Annotated in this window: 16 protein-coding genes and 1 riboswitch; of the genes, 7 read left to right on the top strand and 9 right to left on the bottom strand. The window is 65.2% G+C overall.

What is annotated here, in order from left to right; genetic code table 11:
• Positions 1-13: 13 nt before the first annotated feature.
• Both LCM4576_RS26130 and LCM4576_RS26125 read right to left on the bottom strand, forming a co-directional pair.
• Entirely contained in the window at positions 14-1,009 is a 996-nt protein-coding gene (locus LCM4576_RS26130) for an ABC transporter permease (RefSeq protein ID WP_040988532.1), read from the bottom strand.
• A gap of 78 nt (positions 1,010-1,087) precedes the next feature.
• A complete protein-coding gene (locus LCM4576_RS26125) occupies positions 1,088-2,599 on the bottom strand; it encodes a sugar ABC transporter ATP-binding protein (protein ID WP_071035376.1) in 1,512 nt (503 codons plus the stop codon).
• A 137-nt stretch (positions 2,600-2,736) separates the two neighbouring features.
• Here LCM4576_RS26125 and mtnK point away from each other — a divergent pair, with 137 nt between their 5' ends.
• From mtnK to LCM4576_RS26090, 7 genes are all read left to right on the top strand, one after another.
• Positions 2,737-4,005 (top strand): S-methyl-5-thioribose kinase, encoded by a 1,269-nt coding sequence (gene mtnK, locus LCM4576_RS26120; protein WP_071035375.1) that lies wholly within the window; start codon positions 2,737-2,739, stop codon positions 4,003-4,005.
• The gene (gene mtnA / locus LCM4576_RS26115) at positions 4,002-5,096 is read left to right on the top strand and encodes an S-methyl-5-thioribose-1-phosphate isomerase (protein WP_071035374.1); all 1,095 of its coding nucleotides are present in this window, start codon (positions 4,002-4,004) and stop codon (positions 5,094-5,096) included. Before mtnK ends, mtnA begins: the two co-directional genes overlap by 4 nt.
• 302 nt (positions 5,097-5,398) lie before the next feature.
• Positions 5,399-5,543, top strand: a riboswitch (FMN riboswitch).
• 80 nt (positions 5,544-5,623) lie between these two features.
• Positions 5,624-6,091, top strand: coding sequence for a 6,7-dimethyl-8-ribityllumazine synthase (locus LCM4576_RS26110; protein WP_071035373.1), 468 nt, complete (start codon positions 5,624-5,626; stop codon positions 6,089-6,091).
• A 159-nt stretch (positions 6,092-6,250) separates the two neighbouring features.
• On the top strand, positions 6,251-7,315 hold the full coding sequence (gene fba / locus LCM4576_RS26105; RefSeq protein ID WP_071035372.1) for a class II fructose-bisphosphate aldolase: 1,065 nt from the start codon (positions 6,251-6,253) through the stop codon (positions 7,313-7,315).
• 135 nt (positions 7,316-7,450) lie between these two features.
• Positions 7,451-7,609 carry a hypothetical protein gene (locus LCM4576_RS26100; RefSeq protein WP_041009007.1) on the top strand — a complete coding sequence of 53 codons (159 nt, stop codon included), beginning with the start codon at positions 7,451-7,453 and terminating at the stop codon, positions 7,607-7,609.
• A gap of 117 nt (positions 7,610-7,726) precedes the next feature.
• A complete protein-coding gene (locus tag LCM4576_RS26095; RefSeq protein WP_071035371.1) occupies positions 7,727-8,452 on the top strand; it encodes an MgtC/SapB family protein in 726 nt (241 codons plus the stop codon).
• A gap of 466 nt (positions 8,453-8,918) precedes the next feature.
• A complete protein-coding gene (locus tag LCM4576_RS26090; protein ID WP_071035872.1) occupies positions 8,919-12,323 on the top strand; it encodes an acyl-[ACP]--phospholipid O-acyltransferase in 3,405 nt (1,134 codons plus the stop codon).
• Positions 12,324-12,398: 75 nt separating this feature from the next.
• Here LCM4576_RS26090 and LCM4576_RS26085 read toward each other — a convergent pair whose 3' ends face one another.
• The 7 genes from LCM4576_RS26085 to LCM4576_RS26055 form a co-directional block, all read right to left on the bottom strand.
• Positions 12,399-13,358, bottom strand: a complete 960-nt coding sequence (locus LCM4576_RS26085) for a dihydrodipicolinate synthase family protein (protein ID WP_071035871.1) — start codon at positions 13,356-13,358, stop codon at positions 12,399-12,401.
• A 231-nt stretch (positions 13,359-13,589) separates the two neighbouring features.
• On the bottom strand, positions 13,590-14,540 hold the full coding sequence (locus LCM4576_RS26080; protein ID WP_071035370.1) for an ABC transporter substrate-binding protein: 951 nt from the start codon (positions 14,538-14,540) through the stop codon (positions 13,590-13,592).
• Positions 14,541-14,577: 37 nt separating this feature from the next.
• Positions 14,578-15,630, bottom strand: a complete 1,053-nt coding sequence (locus tag LCM4576_RS26075; protein ID WP_083361538.1) for an ABC transporter permease — start codon at positions 15,628-15,630, stop codon at positions 14,578-14,580.
• The gene (locus tag LCM4576_RS26070) at positions 15,627-16,397 is read right to left on the bottom strand and encodes an ATP-binding cassette domain-containing protein (protein WP_071035369.1); all 771 of its coding nucleotides are present in this window, start codon (positions 16,395-16,397) and stop codon (positions 15,627-15,629) included. Before LCM4576_RS26070 ends, LCM4576_RS26075 begins: the two co-directional genes overlap by 4 nt.
• Positions 16,394-16,699: a hypothetical protein gene (locus LCM4576_RS37380; RefSeq protein ID WP_071035368.1), complete on the bottom strand. Its 306-nt coding sequence runs from the start codon at positions 16,697-16,699 to the stop codon at positions 16,394-16,396. Before LCM4576_RS37380 ends, LCM4576_RS26070 begins: the two co-directional genes overlap by 4 nt.
• Complete coding sequence (locus LCM4576_RS26060; RefSeq protein ID WP_071035367.1) at positions 16,696-17,430, bottom strand: hypothetical protein; 735 nt, start codon at positions 17,428-17,430, stop codon at positions 16,696-16,698. The genes LCM4576_RS37380 and LCM4576_RS26060 overlap by 4 nt, the downstream gene beginning before the upstream one ends.
• Positions 17,427-18,278, bottom strand: coding sequence for a BtpA/SgcQ family protein (locus tag LCM4576_RS26055; RefSeq protein WP_071035366.1), 852 nt, complete (start codon positions 18,276-18,278; stop codon positions 17,427-17,429). Before LCM4576_RS26055 ends, LCM4576_RS26060 begins: the two co-directional genes overlap by 4 nt.

The raw sequence follows: 18,278 nt of genomic DNA, 5'->3' as shown, positions 1-18,278 counted from the left end.
GCCCCGGTCGAAACTATCTCTTGCCCCTGCCGGAAAGGGCGAAGGTGAAGACAAGGGCGACGACGAGCACCGCGCCCTTGACGAAATCCTGCGTGTAATAGGGGGCGTTCATCATCGTCAGGCCTTGCAGCAGGACGCCGACGAACACCGCGCCGACGGCGGTGCCGAAGGCGTTGGGCTTGGCGGCGCCGAGCACCGCGTAGCCGATGAGCGCCGCGGCGACAGCGTCGAGCAGCAGATTATTACCCGAGGCGATATCGCCGCGTCCAAGCCGGGCGGCGAGCAAAATCCCGCCGATCGAGGCAAAAACTCCCGAAATGACGTAGGCCCAGATTTTGTATGCCTTGACAGGCGCGCCGGCGAGCTCGGCCGCCCTCTCGTTGGAGCCGACCGCATACATCATGCGGCCAAAGCGGGTGTATTCGAGGAAGAACCAGATCAGCAGCGCGAGCACGACGAGCACGACCACCGAGACCGGGATCAAGTTCGGGATGAAGAAGTCGATGCGGTGGCGGCCGAGCGCCAGGAAAGCTTCCGAAAACTTGCCGTTGGCGACCGAACCGTCGGGCATGGTCATGCCGGTGGCGATCGAGCGGCCTTCGGTCGGAATGCGCTGCAGGCCAAGCAGCAGGAACATCATGCCGAGCGTCGCCAGAAGATCGGGCACACGCATATAGACGATCAGCCAGCCATTGATCAGGCCGACAATGACGCCGATGACCAGGCAGGCGATGACGGCGACGATGGCGTTCTGCTCCAGTACGACCATGGCATAGGAAGCCGCCATCATGGCGCTGGTCGCGACCGAGCCGATCGACAGGTCGAAACCGCCGACGACCAGCGTCGCGGTGACGCCGAGCGCCAGCACGCCGGTGATGGCCACCGACTGGAAGATGAAGACGGCGCTCTGCGGCGAGGCGAAGCCATCGGCGGCGATCGCGAAATAGGCGATCAACCCGACCAGCAGGACGATGAAGCCGTAGCGGATGGCATAGTCACGCAATGTCATCGAACGCTCCCGCGCTGTTGCCCTCTCCGCCAAACTGGAACTCATGCCCGCACTCCAAGTCTCGTCATTCGCACGATCTCACGCAGCACTATTCAGCGGCCCGCCGGCCACTTCCGCCAGCAGCCGGTCGAGGTCGATGTCGCCGTTGCGGTGCTCGCCGACGACCGTGTGTTCCGACATCACCAGGATGCGGTCGGCGGTCTCCAGCGCCTCGTCGATCTCGGTGACGAAGATGAGCGTGGCGCGGCTGTCGGCGCTTGCCCTGAGCTTGGCGGCGATGTCGCGGCGCGCCGAAATGTCGACGCCCTGGAACGGCTCGTCGAGGATGAAGAGCCGCGAGGCCTGCGACATCCAGCGCGCCACCATCACCTTCTGCTGGTTGCCGCCGGACAGCGCCGACAGCTCGTCCTTCTCCGAGCGGCAGACGATGCCGAGCTCGTCGATCTGGCGGCGGGCGGCGACGCGCTCGGCGCGCTTCTTCATGACGCCGAAGCCCGACATGCGCTTGAGGAACGGCAGGCTGATGTTGCGCTCGATGTTGAAGCCGCCGACGATGCCGCTCGCTGCGCGGTCCTTAGCGACGAGGAAAGCTCCGGCCGCGATCGCCTCGCGCGCCGAGCCCGGCGCGTATGGCTTGCCATCCATATGCATGGTGCCGGCGAGCGGCCGGCGCACGCCGAACAGCGTTTCCGCCAAAGCCGTCTTGCCGACGCCGACAAGGCCGGTGATCGCCACCACCTCGCCGGCGCCGAGCGTCATCGAGATCGGCTTTGCTCCATGCGCGAGCTGCAGGCCTTCGGCGGTGAAAACCGCGCGCGCCGAGCTCCGGGCGACGACCCTGTCGAGGTGGATCTTGCGGCCGAGCATGGCATTGACCGCACCCTCATAGTCGAGCGGCTGCTTGTCGAAGACGCCGGAGACGACGCCGTCGCGCATCGACACGATGCGGTCGGCGAGACGCCTGATGTCGGACATGCGATGCGAAATATAGAGGATGGCGACGCCCTGCCCGCGCAGCCGGTCGATCAGCGAAAACAGCCGATCGGCTTCGGCGCTCGACAGCGAGGAGGTCGGCTCGTCGAGGATCAGAACCTTGGGCTGATGCGCCATGGCCCGCGCGATGGCGACCATCTGCCGATCGGCCAACGACAAGTCGCTGACGCGCGCCCTGAGGTCGAGGGCGAGCCCCATGCGGTCGGCAACCGCCCTCGCCTCAGCCCGGACATTGGCAGGTTTGAACAGCAACGACGCACCTTTGCCGCTCAGCCGGTCGAGCGTCAGATTGGTGGCGACATCGAGGTCGGCGAMCACGCCGTCATTGATGTTCTGGTGCACGGTGACGACGCCGGCGCGGATGGCTTCGGCAGGGGTCTGCGGATCGAAGGCCTGGCCGGCGAGTTTCATCGAGCCGGCGCCACGTTCGTAGACGCCGCTGACGATCTTGACCAGGGTGGACTTGCCGGCGCCGTTGGCGCCCATCAGCACCGTCACCTCGCCCGCAAAGAGGTCGAGCGAGATGCCGCCAAGCACCTCGTTCTGGCCGAAGGATTTCCTCAGGCCCTCCACATGGAACACGGCATCTGCGCCCATCCATTCCTCCCGGATCGTGACGCTATGGGCTCATTCGGCAATTGTCAACACGATTGACATTTGCCAGTGAGCTTCCTAGCTTGGCCCCGCCGCCGTGGCTCCGCTATCGTCGGAAACCACGCGCAGGAGGGGAGAGCATGACCGGGAAGTTCGAAGCATTGTCGGTGGAAACGCTGCCGAAGCGCCTTGGCGGGACCGCGGCGCTGACCGGGCGCATCGGCAGGGACRCCAGCCGCTGGAAGGTTCAGGAGGTCGGAGACGGCAATCTCAACCTCGTCTTCATCGTCGAGGGCGACCAGGGCGCGGCAGTGGTCAAGCAGGCGCTGCCCTATGTGCGGCTGGTCGGCGACAGCTGGCCGCTGCCGCTCAAACGCTCCTTCTTCGAATACCATGCGCTGACGCGGCAAGAGCGCCGTGCGCCCGGCTCGGTGCCGGCGATCTACCATTTCGACGAGACCCAGGCGCTGATCGTCATGGAATATCTGGCGCCGCCGCACGTCATCCTGCGGCGCGCGCTGATCGACGGTCGCGAACTGCCTAACATCGCGCGCGACATCGGCCTGTTCATGGCCCGCACGCTGTTCCGTGGCTCGGATCTCTCGATGGTGACGAAAGAGCGCAAGGCCGACCTCGCGCTGTTCGCCGACAATGTCGAGCTTTGCGACATCACCGAGAACCTGGTGTTCTCCGATCCCTATTTCGACGCCAAGATGAACCGCCACACCAGCCCGCAGCTCGACGGCCTGGTGGCGGAGCTGCGCGCCGACCGCGACCTCAAGGTCGAGGCGCAGCGGCTGAAGCATCTGTTCGCCGCCAATGCCGAGACGCTGCTGCATGGCGATTTGCATTCGGGCTCGATCATGGTGACGGACACAGAGACCCGGATGATCGATCCGGAGTTCGCCTTCTATGGCCCGATCGCCTTCGACGTCGGCATGTTGCTCGCCAATTTCTGGATGGCCTTCTTCTCGCAGCGCGGGCATGAGGAGAAGGGCAGCCGGGACTCGATGCGTGCCTATCTGCTCGGCGTCACAGCTGAGACCTGGGCCACCTTCCGCGCCGAGTTCGCCCATCTGTGGCGGACCGAGCGCAGCGGCATCCTCTACCAGAGAAGCCTGTTCGAGGATCAGGGCGACATGCTCGGCTCAGAACAGGCGCTCGACCACATGCTGCATTCCATCTGGACCGACCTGCTCGGCTTTGCCGGCATCGAGGTGCACCGGCGCATCCTGGGCCTCGCCCACAATGCCGATTTCGAGACCATTGCCGATCAAGACCTGCGCGCCAGATGTGAGGCCAAGGCTTTGCGCTTCGGCCGCCATATCGCCGTCAACCGGCGCCAGATCCACAGCATCGACGAGGTCAACAATCTCGCCGCGCTGATCGAACAGGAGAAGAGCCTTTGAACGTCGGCGAACGCCACTACCGCACCATCTGGCTCAGCGACGACAAGCGGTCGGTCGAGATCATCGACCAGCGCTGGCTGCCGCATGAGTTCCGCATCGAGAGGATCGAAACGGTCGCCGGCATCGCCACCGCGATCCGCGACATGTGGGTGCGCGGCGCGCCGCTGATCGGCGTCACCGCTGCCTATGGCGTCGCCATCCAGATGCAGGACGACCCGTCGGACGAAGCGCTCGACGCGGTGTGGGAGAAGCTTCACAAGACTCGGCCGACGGCGATCAACCTGCGCTGGGCGCTGGACGAGATGCGGCGCTTCCTGAAGCCCTTGGCACCGGCAGAGCGCGCGGAGGCTGCCTACCGGCGCGCCGCCGAGATCGCCGACGAGGATGTCGATCTGAACCGCGCCATCGGCGAGAACGGTCTTGCCATCATCAAGGAGATCGCGGCGCGCAAGCAGCCGGGCGAAACGGTCAACATCCTCACCCATTGCAATGCCGGCTGGCTGGCGACCGTCGACTACGGCACCGCCACCGCGCCGATCTATCTGGCGACCGAGGCCGGCATTCCGGTGCATGTCTATGTCGACGAGACCAGGCCGCGCAACCAGGGCGCCCAGCTAACCGCCTGGGAGATGGCCGGCCACGGCGTGCCGCACACGCTGATCGTCGACAATGCCGGTGGCCACCTGATGCAGCATGGCGACATCGACATGGTGATCGTCGGCACCGACCGCACCACCGCCAATGGCGACGTCTGCAACAAGATCGGCACCTATCTGAAGGCGCTGGCCGCCGCCGACAACGACGTGCCCTTCTACGTCGCGCTGCCCTCGCCCACCATCGACTGGACCGTGGCCGACGGGCTGAAGGAAATCCCGATCGAGGAGCGCTCCGGCGACGAGGTTTCGCTGGTGTGGGGCAAGACGGCGGACGGCAAGGTCGCGCAGGTGCGCGTCTCGCCCGATGCGACGCCGGCGGCGAACCCCGCCTTCGACGTGACGCCGGCGCGGTTGGTGACCGGGCTGATCACCGAGCGCGGCGTTGCCAAGGCCTCGCGCGAGGGGCTGAAGGCGATGTTTCCGGAGCGCGGGTGACGGCTGAGAAGTCCGGCAGGACAGAGGGGGCGCGAAGTATCGCGGCGTCGCAGGATCAAGGTTCCTCGCCCCACGAAAGTGGGGAGAGGTGGCTCGGCGAAGCCGAGACGGAGAGGGGAGCACCCTACGAAGGCCCCTCTCCGTCCGCTTCGCGGACACCTCTCCCCGCCTTCGGCGGGGCGAGGAACCCAAGCATAGATACGTTGGCGGGACAGCGCCGCCCCTGCCGGGCATCCCTACAAGGGAAGGATTGGCCAATCGCCAATTGACAGCGCCATTCTGCCCTTCCATAAAACCCGCGTTAATGTTCTCAGGGCGGGGTGAAAGTCCCCACCGGCGGTAAGAGCCTCGGCTCAAGCCCGCGAGCGCCTCCCGGTAACAGGAGGGTCAGCAGATCCGGTGCGATTCCGGGGCCGACGGTTACAGTCCGGATGGAAGAGAACGATCGCTAAAAGACGGTCCGCTCGCGCGGGCCGCGTTTTTGCGTCGTGCGTCCTGATTCTGGTTCGAAACGGAAGGAAGGACCCATGAATCAGCATTTTCTCAAAGACCATACTGCTCGTCGTGTCGCCGTCATCCGGGCGCGTTGGCATGCCGACATCGTCGACCAATGCGTGACGGCGTTCGAGGCGGAGCTCGCCGCGCTTGGYGGCTTTGCCGTCGAGATCTTCGACGTGCCGGGCGCCTACGAGATMCCGCTGCACGCCAAGACGCTTGCCGAGACGGGTCGCTATGCCGCGATCCTCGGCACCGCCTTCGTCGTCAATGGCGGCATCTACCGGCACGACTTCGTGGCGGGCGCCGTCATCGACGGCATGATGGACGTGCAGCTCGTGACCGGCGTGCCGGTGCTGTCGGCGGTGCTGACGCCGCACAACTACCATGACAGCGCCGAGCATCACCGCTTCTTCCACGAGCATTTCACCGTGAAGGGCAAGGAAGCGGCGAAGGCCTGCGTCGAAATCCTCGCCGCGCGCGCACGCATCGCGGCTTGAACCGCTTCGCGCGYGGCCGTATCCGATACTAAACCGATTTGGATTCCAGGGTCGCAACGAGAGTGGTTGCGGTCCGTCGGAAATCCGGCCAGAAGCAAGTCGGTCGGTCACACCCGGCCGTAGTGAATTGTGCCTGCAACCAGATACGGAGACTATTCGTTGGCTCGCATCACACTGAGACAATTGCTCRACCATGCCGCCGAACACGGCTACGGYGTGCCTGCTTTCAACATGAACAATATGGAACAGGGGCTCGCCATCATGGAGGCGGCCGAGGAGACCAAGTCGCCGGTCATCCTGCAGGCCAGCCGCGGTGCGCGCGCCTACGCCAATGACGTGGTGCTGGCCAAGCTGATCGACGCTCTGGTCGAGATCCATCCCGACATTCCGGTCTGCATGCATCTCGACCACGGCAACAACGAAGCGACCTGCGTCACCGCGATCCAGTACGGCTTCACCTCGGTGATGATGGACGGCTCGCTGAAGGAGGACGGAAAGTCGCCGGCCGACTATGCCTATAATTCCGGAATCACGCGGCGCGTCGTCGACATGGCGCATTGGGGCGGTGTTTCGGTGGAAGGCGAGATCGGCGTGCTCGGCTCGCTGGAGAGCGGCGGYGGCGAGCAGGAGGACGGTCACGGCGTCGAGGGCGCGATCAGCCACGATCAGTTGCTGACCGATCCGGTACAGGCCGAGCAGTTCGTGCGCGACACGCATGTCGACGCRCTGGCGGTCGCCATGGGCACCAGCCACGGCGCCTACAAATTCTYGCGCAAGCCGGACGGCGCGGTGCTGGCGATGAACGTGATCGAGGAGATCCACCGCCGCCTGCCCAACATGCATCTCGTCATGCACGGCTCGTCCTCGGTGCCGGAGGAGCTGCAGGAGATCATCAACAAATATGGCGGCYAGATGAAGCCGACCTGGGGCGTGCCGGTGGAAGAGATCCAGCGCGGCATCAAGCATGGCGTGCGCAAGATCAACATCGACACCGACAACCGCATGGCGCTGACCGGCGCGATCCGCAAGGTGCTAACGGAGAACCCGTCGGAGTTYGATCCGCGCAAATATCTGACGCCGGCCATGGCTGCGATGAAGAAGCTCTGCAAGGAGCRCTTCGAGCAGTTCGGCACCGCCGGCAATGCGCCGAAGATCAAGCCGATCCCGCTGGCCGACATGGCCAAGCGCTACAAGTCGGGCAGCCTCGACCCGAAATTCGGCTGAGCCGATCACTCCCCGCGACCGGTTCGATCCCCCGGTCGCGGATATCCGCCTTGCCGAAACGCGGCGGAACTTCACGCCGACAAATCGGTTCCTGCTCAGACACCTTCCACACCCATCGAAAGGAAGGAGCAGGTCATGAGCAAGGAGCGCGACGACGAAGGGCCGGTCTTCTCCGGCCAGAATGCCCGGCAGGGCGAGATCATCCTGCGCACGCGCGCTCAGCGCATCATCTTCATCGCGGGGCTGGTGGGCATCGTGGTTCTGGCGCTGGTGGTCAGCCTCGCCGCCCATTGAAGGTGGTTGTCGACCGCGGAAACCCGAGCTTGGGCCAAGGAACCATCACCGGCTCCGCCAGTTGAACGTCGCAGACGAAACTGAGGCGCGGYGACCTTTCAGCGCCCCATCGGGACCATGTTCGAGACGCTTTGCTGCGACATGCCGCTTCACCCGACCTGGCCGGACCTTGTCGGGCGGCTGCTGGTCACACTGCTGGCAGGGTTTCTCATCGGTTTGAATCGCGAGGCGCGCGGCCACTCCGCCGGGCTGCGCACGACCATACTGGTCGGCCTGGCGGYCTGCGTTGCCATGGTCCAGGCCAACATGCTTCTCGATGTCTCCGGCAAAGGGCCGGATTCCTTCGTACGCATGGACGTCATGCGTTTCGCGCTCGGCGTGCTCACCGGCGTCGGCTTCATCGGCGGCGGCGCGATCCTGCGGCGGGGCGATCTCGTCACCGGCGTCACCACCGCCGCCACGATGTGGATCATGACGATGATCGGCCTTGCCTTCGGCGGCGGCCAGTACGGCCTCGGCGCGATTGCGACGGTACTGACTCTGGTCACGCTGCAGGGGTTGAAATGGGTCGACCTCAAGATTTCGCGCGAGCACAAGGCGATGCTTTCGGTCTCATGGCCGAACAGCTCGCCGCCCGACCTCCATGGAATGATACGGACACTCGGCTACGATGCCCGCCTCGTCGGCATCGAGCATGACGCCATCGRCAACCGTTTCGTGTTTTGCTTCCAAATCCGTTGGAAGCAGCCGGATGCGGACCAGCCTTCAACCGACGTGCTGGGCGTGGTCGCCGAGCATTGCACGGTTGAGCGGTTCGAGGTGATCGGCGAAAAGCCCATGTGAGCAGGGTTCACCTGCCTCCTTCCGCGCTGGTGTGGACCGCCGCCGGAGAACAAGCCCAGCACTTCCATACCAGCCTGCTCGCTTTGTTGACCATGCCTCGAGCGGTGTGAACGTCGTTCATTTTTCTCTTGAACGTCGTTCACGATGTGCTATGGTGCGATCGTGAACGCCGTTCAAAGTAATGTATCCGGCCTGAAACAGACCGGCGCCGATCCGGCTTAACGCTGAAACGAAAGGATCATATCGATGCCCGCCGACAGCCAAGCCMGCAAACAGTCTAGTGCCTGGAAGGCCTGGAGACCGGTCGCGGACGACCGATTCCATGCACCAAGAACAAGAAACAAATGGACTGGGTTCGATCGCAGTAACGAAGCTTAACCGCTTCCCGATAAACAAGGCTCAAACCGCGCAAGTGTCCGCTCAGTCCAATCGGATTGCCGGCCGGACTTGCCCAATGGAAATTGCCATGAACACCCATCTGATGATGTCGCGGCGCTTCGCGCCTCTCTTCTGGACGCAATTCCTCTCGGCCTTCAACGACAATTTCCTGAAGAACACGCTGGTGTTCCTCATTCTCTTCACGCTGGCGAAGGATCAGGCCGCGTCGCTGGTGACGCTGGCCGGCGCCATCTTCATGGCCCCCTTCCTGCTGCTTTCGGCGCTGGGCGGCGAGATCGCCGACCGCTTCGACAAGGCGCTCATCGCACGTCGGCTGAAATTCATCGAGATCGCCGCGGCTGCCGTCGCCGTCGCCGGCATCGCGCTGTCCTCGATCCCGGTGCTGATGACGGCGCTCTTGATGTTCGGCATCATCTCGGCGCTGTTCGGACCGATCAAATACGGCATCCTGCCCGATCATCTCGAGCGCAAGGAACTGCCCAAGGCCAATGCCTGGATCGAGTCAGCCACCTTCGCGGCGATCCTCGGCGGCACCATCGCCGGGGGCGTCGTTTCCGCCGACGGCATCGGGGTTGCCGTGTTCGGGCCGATCATGATGGCGCTGGCCGTCGGTTGCTGGTTCGTTAGYCGCTACATTCCTGCCACCGGCTCGGCCGCTCCCAACCTCACCATCGACAAGAACATCTTCCGCTCGACCTGGCGGCAGGTCGCCGACTTGCGCACCGACATGCGCATCTGGCGCGCCGGCCTGATGACCTCCTGGTTCTGGCTGGTCGGCGCCATCGTGCTTTCGATCTTGCCAGCGATGATCAAGGATTCGCTTGGCGGCAACGAGATCGCGGTCACCGCCTATCTTGCGGTCTTCGCCGTCTCCATCGCCATCGGCTCGGCCATCGCCGCCTGGATGTCGCAGGGCCGCATGGTGCTGCTGCCCGCGCCGGTCGGTACCGCGCTGATGGCGCTGTTCGGCCTGCATCTCGCATGGACCATCGGCAGCATGCAGCCTTCGCCGACAGCCGCCAGCCTTTCGTCCTTCTTCGCCGGACCGAACACCATCCGTGTGGCCATCGACCTCGCCGGCATGGCCATTGCCGCCGCATTCCTGGTGGTGCCGACCTTCGCCGCCGTGCAGGCCTGGTCGCCGGAAGCGCGCCGCGCCCGCGTCGTCGCGGCGGTCAGCATCGTCAATGCCGGCTTCATGACTGTCGGCGGCATCCTTGTCGCGGCCATCCAGGCGGCGGGCGTCTCGATCGCGGGCATCCTGTTCGGCCTCGTCGTCGCCAACGCGATTGCCGCCTGGCTGATGCTGAAATTCCTGCCGACAAACCCGTTCCGCGACTTCGTCTCGATCCTGTTCCGCGCCTTCCTGCGGCTGGAGGTCGAAGGGCTCGACAATCTCAAGGCGGCCGGCAAGGCGCCGATCCTGGCGCTCAACCATGTCAGCTTCCTCGACGGCCCGCTGGCGCTGACGCTCACCGACGAGGAGCCGGTCTTCGCCATCGACTACACGATCGCGCAGGCCTGGTGGATGAAGCCGTTCATGAAACTTGCGCGTGCGCTGCCGCTCAATCCGGCGAAGCCGATGTCGACCCGCACGCTGATCAAGATCGTGCAGGGCGGCGATCCGCTGGTCATCTTCCCGGAAGGCCGCATCACCGTCACCGGCGGCCTCATGAAGGTCTATGACGGCGCCGCCATGGTCGCCGACAAGACCGGCTCGATGGTGGTGCCGGTGCGCATCGAAGGGCTGGAGAAGAGCTACTTCTCGCGGCTCTCCTCGCAGCATGTGCGCCGCCGCTTGTTCCCGAAGGTCAAGGTGACCATCCTGGAACCGGTGAAGCTCGAAGTCGCGCAGGAATTGAAGGGGCGCCAGCGGCGCGCCGCGGCGGGTTCCGCGCTCTATCAGGTGATGTCGGACCTCGTCTTCCGCACCCAGGACATCGGCAAGACGGTGCTTGAGAAGATCATCGAGACGGCCAATGAGCGCGGCTTGAAGGAGCTTGCCGTGCAGGATCCTGTCACGGGTTCGCTGAGCTACGGCAAGTTGCTGACCGCCGCCGCAGTGCTCGGCGAGAAGTTCGAGCATCTCTATGCGGGACAAGAGACGCTGGGGATCATGCTGCCCAACGCCAACGGCTCCTGCGCGACGCTGCTCGGCRTCATGTCGGCCGGCAAGGTGCCGGCGATGATCAACTTCACCGCCGGTGCCGCCAACATCCTGTCGGCCTGCAGGGCCGCCGAGGTGCGCACCGTGCTCACCTCCCGGGCCTTCGTCGAACAAGCAAAGCTCGGGCCGGTGGTGGAGGAGATCGGCCGCTCGGTCGACATCGTCTGGCTCGACGACCTGCGGGCCACGATCGGCCTCAAGGACAAGCTGCTCGGCCTGTTGCGCAAGACGACGCCGCGAGTGGCGCGCAAGGCGGACGATCCGGCAGCGATCCTGTTCACCTCCGGCTCGGAAGGCACGCCCAAGGGCGTGGTGCTCACCCACCGCAACATCCTGGCCAATGCCGCGCAGGCCGCCTCGCGCATCGACTTCCATTCGGGCGACAAGGTGTTCAACGTGCTGCCGATCTTCCACTCCTTCGGCATGACGGCGGGCACGGTGCTGCCGCTGATCTCCGGCGTGCCGGTCTATTTCTACCCCTCGCCGCTGYACTACCGCATCGTGCCGGAACTGATCTAYGGGTCGAACGCGACGATCATCTTCGGTACCGATACGTTCCTCTCCGGTTACGCCCGCACGGCGCATCCGTACGACTTCCGCTCGGTGCGCTACTGCTTCGCCGGCGCGGAACCGRTCAAGGCCGCCACGCGCACGACCTATATGGAGAAGTTCGGTCTGCGCATCCTGGAAGGCTATGGCGTGACCGAGACCGCGCCGGTGATCGCCATCAACACGCCGATGTACAACAAATCGGGCAGCGTCGGCAAAATCATGCCCGGCATGGAATATCGCCTCGAGCCGGTCCCCGGCGTCGACGAAGGCGGCCGGCTCTTCGTGCGCGGACCGAACGTCATGGCCGGCTATCTGCGCGCCGAGAATCCGGGCGTCATYGAGCCGCTGGAAAACGGCTGGCACGACACCGGCGACGTCGTCACGGTCGACGACGCCGGCTTCATCTCGATCCGCGGCCGCGCCAAGCGCTTCGCCAAGATCGGCGGCGAGATGGTTTCTCTTGCCGCGGTCGAGGCGCTGGCGGGCGAACTGTGGAAAGGCTCGCTGTCGGCCGTCGCCACGATGCCCGACGCGCGCAAGGGCGAGAAGCTGATCCTGATCACGGAGGCGTCCGGCGCCACCCGCGCCGACTTCCTGGCCTTCRCCAAAGCGAACGGCGCCATGGACCTGATGGTGCCGGCCGAAGTGCGCATCGTGCCGAAAGTGCCGGTGCTCGGTTCCGGCAAGCTCGACTTCGCCGGCGTGACCAGGATGGTGYGCGGCGAGGAAGAACTGAAGGTCAAGGCCGCCTGACCTGAATGTATGAACAGGCCCGCGGCAAGCGCGGGCCTGTTCGCCTCAGCCGGCGGGTCCGGCCGAGATGTCAGCTCAGGCCGCGTATCGTGCCATTGCGGGCTGCCTCGACCATTGCGCATACCAGCTGTCGAACAGCTTGAGCTGCTGCTCGGCATAGCCGCGCTGGCTGTCGCTCAAGGCGTCCGTCTCGTTGAAGTGCAGCCTGTATTCGGGGGCACCCTTCAGCACCATCATGTGCTTGAAATAGAGCACGAGGTCCGGACCCTCGTCGAAAGAGGACAGAACGGCCAAAGCCGCGTCCAGTTCCTGCGCCAGCCGGCGCGCTTCGGCGTCGCCCTTCGCCGCGGCCTGGCTGAGGCCCACCAGATRCAGCACTTCCTTGGGCAGCACATTGCCGATGCCGGTGATGGCGCCGGATGCGCCGCAATTGACGAAGCCATGGAAGACGGCGGTGTCGACGCCGATCATCAGCGCAACGTCGTCGTCGCGGCTGGTGATGTTTTCCGCCGCGTAGCGCAGATCTGCCGGGCCGCCAAACTCCTTGAAGCCGACAAGGTTCGGATGTTCGGCGCGCAGCGCGAAGAAGAGGTCGGCGCGCGTGGCAAAGCCGTAATAGGGACTGTTGTAGATGACGGCCGGCAGGTCGGGCGCGGCGGCAAGGATCGCCTTGAAATGATGGCGCTGCGCCGTCACCGACGGCCCGCGCGACAGAACGCGCGGGATCACCATCAGGCCGCGCGCGCCGACCTTTTGCGCATGCGCGGCATGCGCCACGGCGCTGGCGGTGTTGACGGCGCCCGTGCCGACGATCACCGGGACGCCGGCCTTCACCAGGCGCTCGACGCCTTCCATGCGCAGCGCGTCGGTCAAGAGCGGCCAGTCGCCCATGGAGCCGCAATAGACGACGGCCGACATGCCGGCGGCGATCAGCTCGCGTCCCTTGCGCACCAGAGCGTCGAAGTCGGGAAGGCGGTCATCGGTGCAGGGCGTCATCAGCGCCGGCATGCAGCCGGAAAAAACACTGGCGGTCATTTTCGAAGTCTCCTTGAGGCAGGCATGCAGATTGGCCAGTTTGGCCCGACACAGCACCGCTTRCCAAGCGGATAGTCGAGGTCAGATCGCATCTGCCGGGAGGCCGTCGAGGAAAGCCAGGCGATCCGATGAGCTTCACCACCGGCTTCCGGTCCCGCCCAGCCGCGGAGGCGAGCCCTCGCGATCATCGCGGAGGTCGCCGTCCGAACCGGGCGGAGCGGCCGTTTCAGATCATTCGCAATCGCCCTTGTATTCGTATTTCTCGGCGGCGGCCGTGTCGCCGGCCTTGATCGTGACGATCTCGGTCAGCGTCGTCTTGTCGAGCGATCCGCCGCCGATCAGCTTGGCCGCGGCCTCCATCGCCACCTCGCCTTCCTGCTTGGGGTTCTGGGCGATAAGGGCGTGTATGGTCCCGTTCTTGAACGCGTTGACCTCGGCCGTGGCGGCGTCATAGGCCACGACCTTCACCTTGCCCGCCGCACCCGCCTGCTTCAGCCCGGTGATGGCGCCGATGGCACCCTGGTCGTTGGTCGAGAAGACGCCCGCGAGATCGGGGTGGGCCGAGAGCGTCGAGGTGATGATCTCGGCCGCCTTCTGCGGATCGTCGCTCTGATATTGCGGCCCGAGATATTCGATGCCGGGATATTTCTTGAGCCCTTCCTCGAAGCCGGTGGTACGCGCATCCTGGGCGGCGGAACCGGGTGGCTGCGTGATGACGAGGACCTTGCCCTTGCCGCCGAGCAACGTGTTCATCGCGTCGGCGCCAAGCTTGCCGCCCGCCTCATTGTCGGTGAGGATCTGGGTCTGGACGAACGAGCTGTCGCCGATCGTCTGGTCGACGGTGATCACCTTGGTGCCGCGATCGCTCAACTGCTTCATCGGCGCGATCAGCGCCTGCATATCGGTTGGGACGATTGCCGCGACGGCCGGCCCGGTCGCCGTGACGGCGTTCACGACCGGCACCTGCGAATCCGCCGCGAACTGATCGGGCGCCGAGACCGTCAGGTCCAGCCCGAGCTCCTTGGCCTTGGCCTTCGCCCCGCAGGCGAGCGCCTGGTAGAAGGGGCTGCCCTTGACACCCAGCACCAACGCCACCGATTTTTCGGCGGTATTTCCAGGGCTCGCGCAGACCGATGCGGCCAGGGCGGCGGTTGCAAAAAGCAGATATTTCTTCTTCGTCATTTTTATTCTCCTCTGGTTGTTGGAAGGCACTTTTTTCTCAACCGCGTTCTCGCGCGCGGCGTTTGAGCTGGTCGATCMAGACGGCGAGGATGAGCACGGCGCCCATCGCCACCGTCTGCCAGAACGGGGGGATGCCGAGGATCACGAAGCCGTTGAGCAATACGATCGGGATGAACACGCCGATCACTGTCCCGGCGATGCTGCCAATGCCGCCAAAGAGGCTGGTGCCGCCAAGGACGACGGCCGAGATCGTGGAAAGATTGTCCATCGCGTGGCCGCCGAWCGTGGTCGTGGAGAAACGGGCAATCGACATCATCGCGGCGAGCCCCGCGAGCGCTCCGGACAAGACGTAGATCTGGACGATGCGGGACCTGAGCTTGATGCCGGATCGGCGGGAGGCTTCCGCATTCGAGCCGACGGCGAACACGTGCAGGCCAAAGCGTGTGAGATGYAGGACGATTGCCGCGACAATGGTGACGATGACAGCGATGATCACCAGGACCGGCACGCCGGCGATCGTTCCCGCGCCGATCTCGCTCACCAGCAGTTCCGGGACGGCGCGCACATCGACGCCGCCGGTCAGGATCTGGGCAAAGCCCAGCGCCATGCCGAGCGAGCCGAGCGTCACGATGAGCGCCGGGATGCGGGCGAAGGCGACGAGGAACCCGTTCAGCGCCCCCCAGCCGGCGCCGCTGACGAGAGCGACGACGAGGCCGGCGCCAATGACACCCCAGCCACCGTCGGTCGTGCCATAGGTGCCGCCGGGCGTGCCCGACAGCCAGAGCATCACCTGCGCGGAGGTCACCGAGGAGAAGACCAGGACCGCCCCCACCGACAGATCGATGCCTGCCGAAGCGATGACAAAGGTCTGGCCTATCGAGAGCACGAGCAGGATGGCCGCGTTCACGGCCAGCATGGTGAGATTGTAGGAAGAGCCGAACTGCTCGGGCCGCATGACCGAGAAGATGACGATCAGGCCAAACAGCAGGAGAAATATCCAGCCTCCGCCGATCAGCCTGCTCAACCGCTCCGCGCCTGTTTCGCGTTCGGTGCCATCGCCGCCCGCGGCTTTAGCGTTGAGCCGGATCATTGAACCACGTCCCCTGCATCGGTGCCGCTGGTCATGGCGGTCACCAGGCTTTCGACGGTCGCCGCCCTGGTTTCGAAGCGGGCGACCCGCTTGCCAAGCCGCAGCACCTCGACCCTGTCCGCGATCTCGAGAACCTGCGGCATGTTGTGGCTGATCAGGACCACGGCGATGCCCTGGTCGCGCACCTGCCGGATGAGGTCGAGGACACGGGCCGTCTGCTGCACGCCWAGTGCTGCGGTCGGCTCGTCCATGAAGATGATCTTGTCTGCCCACAACGCCGCACGTGCGATCGCGACGGACTGACGTTGGCCGCCCGAAAGTGCCGAAACCGGCACGCCCGGCGATCTGAGATGCACGCTGAGCCTTGCGAATTGATCGGCCGCGCGTCGCCGCATTTCGCGCCGGTTGAGAAAACCGAGTTGTCCGAGCAGTCCGGCCCRCATGATCTCGCGGCCGAGGAAGAGATTGTCGGAAGCGGCGAGTTCGGGCGCGAGCGCCAGATCCTGATAGACGGTCGCAATGCCCAGTTGCTGCGCGGTCGACGGACTGTCGAAGGAAACCTCGCGTCCGTCGATGAGGATGCGGCCTTCGTCCGGACGATCGGCGCCCGACAATATCTTGACCAGGGTCGACTTGCCGGCGCCGTTGTCGCCGATGAGGGCGCAGATCTCACCCGGATAGACGGCGWAGTTCGCTCCGTCGAGCGCATGAACGTGCCCGAACCGACGTCGGATGTTTTGCGCCTCGAGGAGCGGGATCGTGCTCACGGCGCCGATTCCGCGGCCAGGCCGATATTGTTGGAGAAGGCGAACCACTCGTTGTAGGCCGCCGCCGTCAGCCGCGACCAATGATCGAAGGCGGCCTCGGCGTCGGGAAAGCGCCAGATCTCGACCGTCTCGAAATCGTGCTGTCCGCGCACATGATAATTGCCGACAAATGYGGCGCCGGCCTTGCCCGAGGCGGCTGACACCTCCGCCCAGGCCTTCCTTCGCGCCGCCTGCTCGGCTTCGCTCAGCCCGTACCAATGCGGGCGAGGCCGCGCATAGTGGATCCAGATGCTTTCCGTCATGATATTCCTCCTGGGGCGCCGGCAAGCAGCTCGGTGAGCGGACGCCGCCGCCCGAGCAAATGCCTGGACGTCGTGAACTTGAAATCGGCCGCGCGCTCATGACCGCGGATCGCGGCGTCGACGGTTTCGGGGCGATCGGATTCCCAGACGCCGAGATGATGCCAGGAACTGGCCCAGTCCAGGCGGTGGYGCCCGGCGATGTTGACGTTGAAGGAGAGATCGCCCTGGAACGCGACATCGCATTCGGCGTCATAGTCGCGGCGGGTTTCGGCGGATGCCGCCGCCCAGGCGTCGTTCCATTCCCAGAGCGCGAAGAAACCCCATTTGCGGTCGATCGCCGGTCCGATCCCGTTCACGGCGGCGAACTCCCGCGGGCCGACCAGCCATTGCGTGGCAAAGCGCCGAGACCATCCGGCGCTCTCCAGCCGCACCGTGCCCCGCAGCGCCGCAGAGATCGTCGGCGCCTCGAACACGCCGACGACATCGGCGTCATGGGCGAAACCGGTCTCGAACGCGGTAGGCGCGGTCTTCTCGGACGGGTCGACCATGGCCCGCAGCGAGAGGAGCCATCCCTCGGCCTCCAATTCGCCAAGCACCGCGCCTATGGCGGCAAGGTGCCCTGCATCGAAAACGCCAGGCAGCCTTGGCTGGGATTTGGCGATGAACAGCACGACGCAGCGCTCGCTGGCCGCCGCCGAAAAGACGTCGGTCGCTTTGGTAAGCAGGGTCATCCGCCGCTCCTCAGCCGCGAGACGGCGGCGACCAGTCGCTCGACGCGGGCCGGATCGACAGGGTTCCACCAGACCCCGTCGCGCTTCAGCCACTGGCCAATGATGGCGCCGTCGGCAACCTCGAAGAGGCTCGGAACCTGATCCGGGTTGAGACCGGATCCGACAATGACGGGCAGCGTCGTGCCGCTCCTCACCTCCTGGACCTCGCGCGGCTCGGTCGGAGACCCGGTGCGCGTGCCGGTGGYGATGAGAACGTCGGCGTCGAACCATTCGGCGTCGGTCGCTTGTTCAGGAATGCTGCGATCGGCCGTGATCGCGTGCGCGCCGAATTTGACATGGACATCCGCGAAGATGCGGACATCGGTCGCGCCGATTGCCGAGCGGTAGCGCATCGCCTCCGGCGCCGGGCCGTTCAGGAAACCCTCATTGGCGACATAGGCGTTGACCCACTGGTTTGCCCTGACCCAGCGGGCGCCGACCGCCTTGGCGACCGCGAGCGCCGGAACCACGCCGTTGGCGACGCAGGTGATGCCGATCGGCGTGTCGACGGCGCCTCTTACCTCCAGGCACGCGGCCGTCAGGGCGGCCACGGTCTCGGGACCGATGTTTTCGGGCCTGCGAAACGGCATGTCGCTGGCATTCTCGATGATGATGCCGTCGATCCCGCCCGCCGACAGGGTGCGCGCGTCGGCGACAGCGGCGGCATAGATGTCGCGCATCGGCTGACCCTGATAACGGGGCGCGCCCGGCAGGGCCTGCAGATGGATGACGCCGATGATCGGCTTCCTGACCTGGAACAATTCTTCCAGGGCATTGATCTTGGGGGGGAGGACTTGCGTCGCTTTCAT

Origin of the sequence: Mesorhizobium sp. LCM 4576, assembly GCF_001854815.1 — a bacterium.
Taxonomy (GTDB): Bacteria; Pseudomonadota; Alphaproteobacteria; order Rhizobiales; family Rhizobiaceae; genus Mesorhizobium; species Mesorhizobium plurifarium.
This window is presented reverse-complemented; position numbering and strand designations above follow the sequence as displayed.

Coding starts and splice junctions, on each gene's coding strand:
- LCM4576_RS26130 (WP_040988532.1), bottom strand. CDS start 1,009: ATGACATTGCGTGACTATGCCATCCGCTACGGCTTCATCGTCCTGCTG.
- LCM4576_RS26080 (WP_071035370.1), bottom strand. CDS start 14,540: ATGACGAAGAAGAAATATCTGCTTTTTGCAACCGCCGCCCTGGCCGCA.
- LCM4576_RS26100 (WP_041009007.1), top strand. CDS start 7,451: ATGAGCAAGGAGCGCGACGACGAAGGGCCGGTCTTCTCCGGCCAGAAT.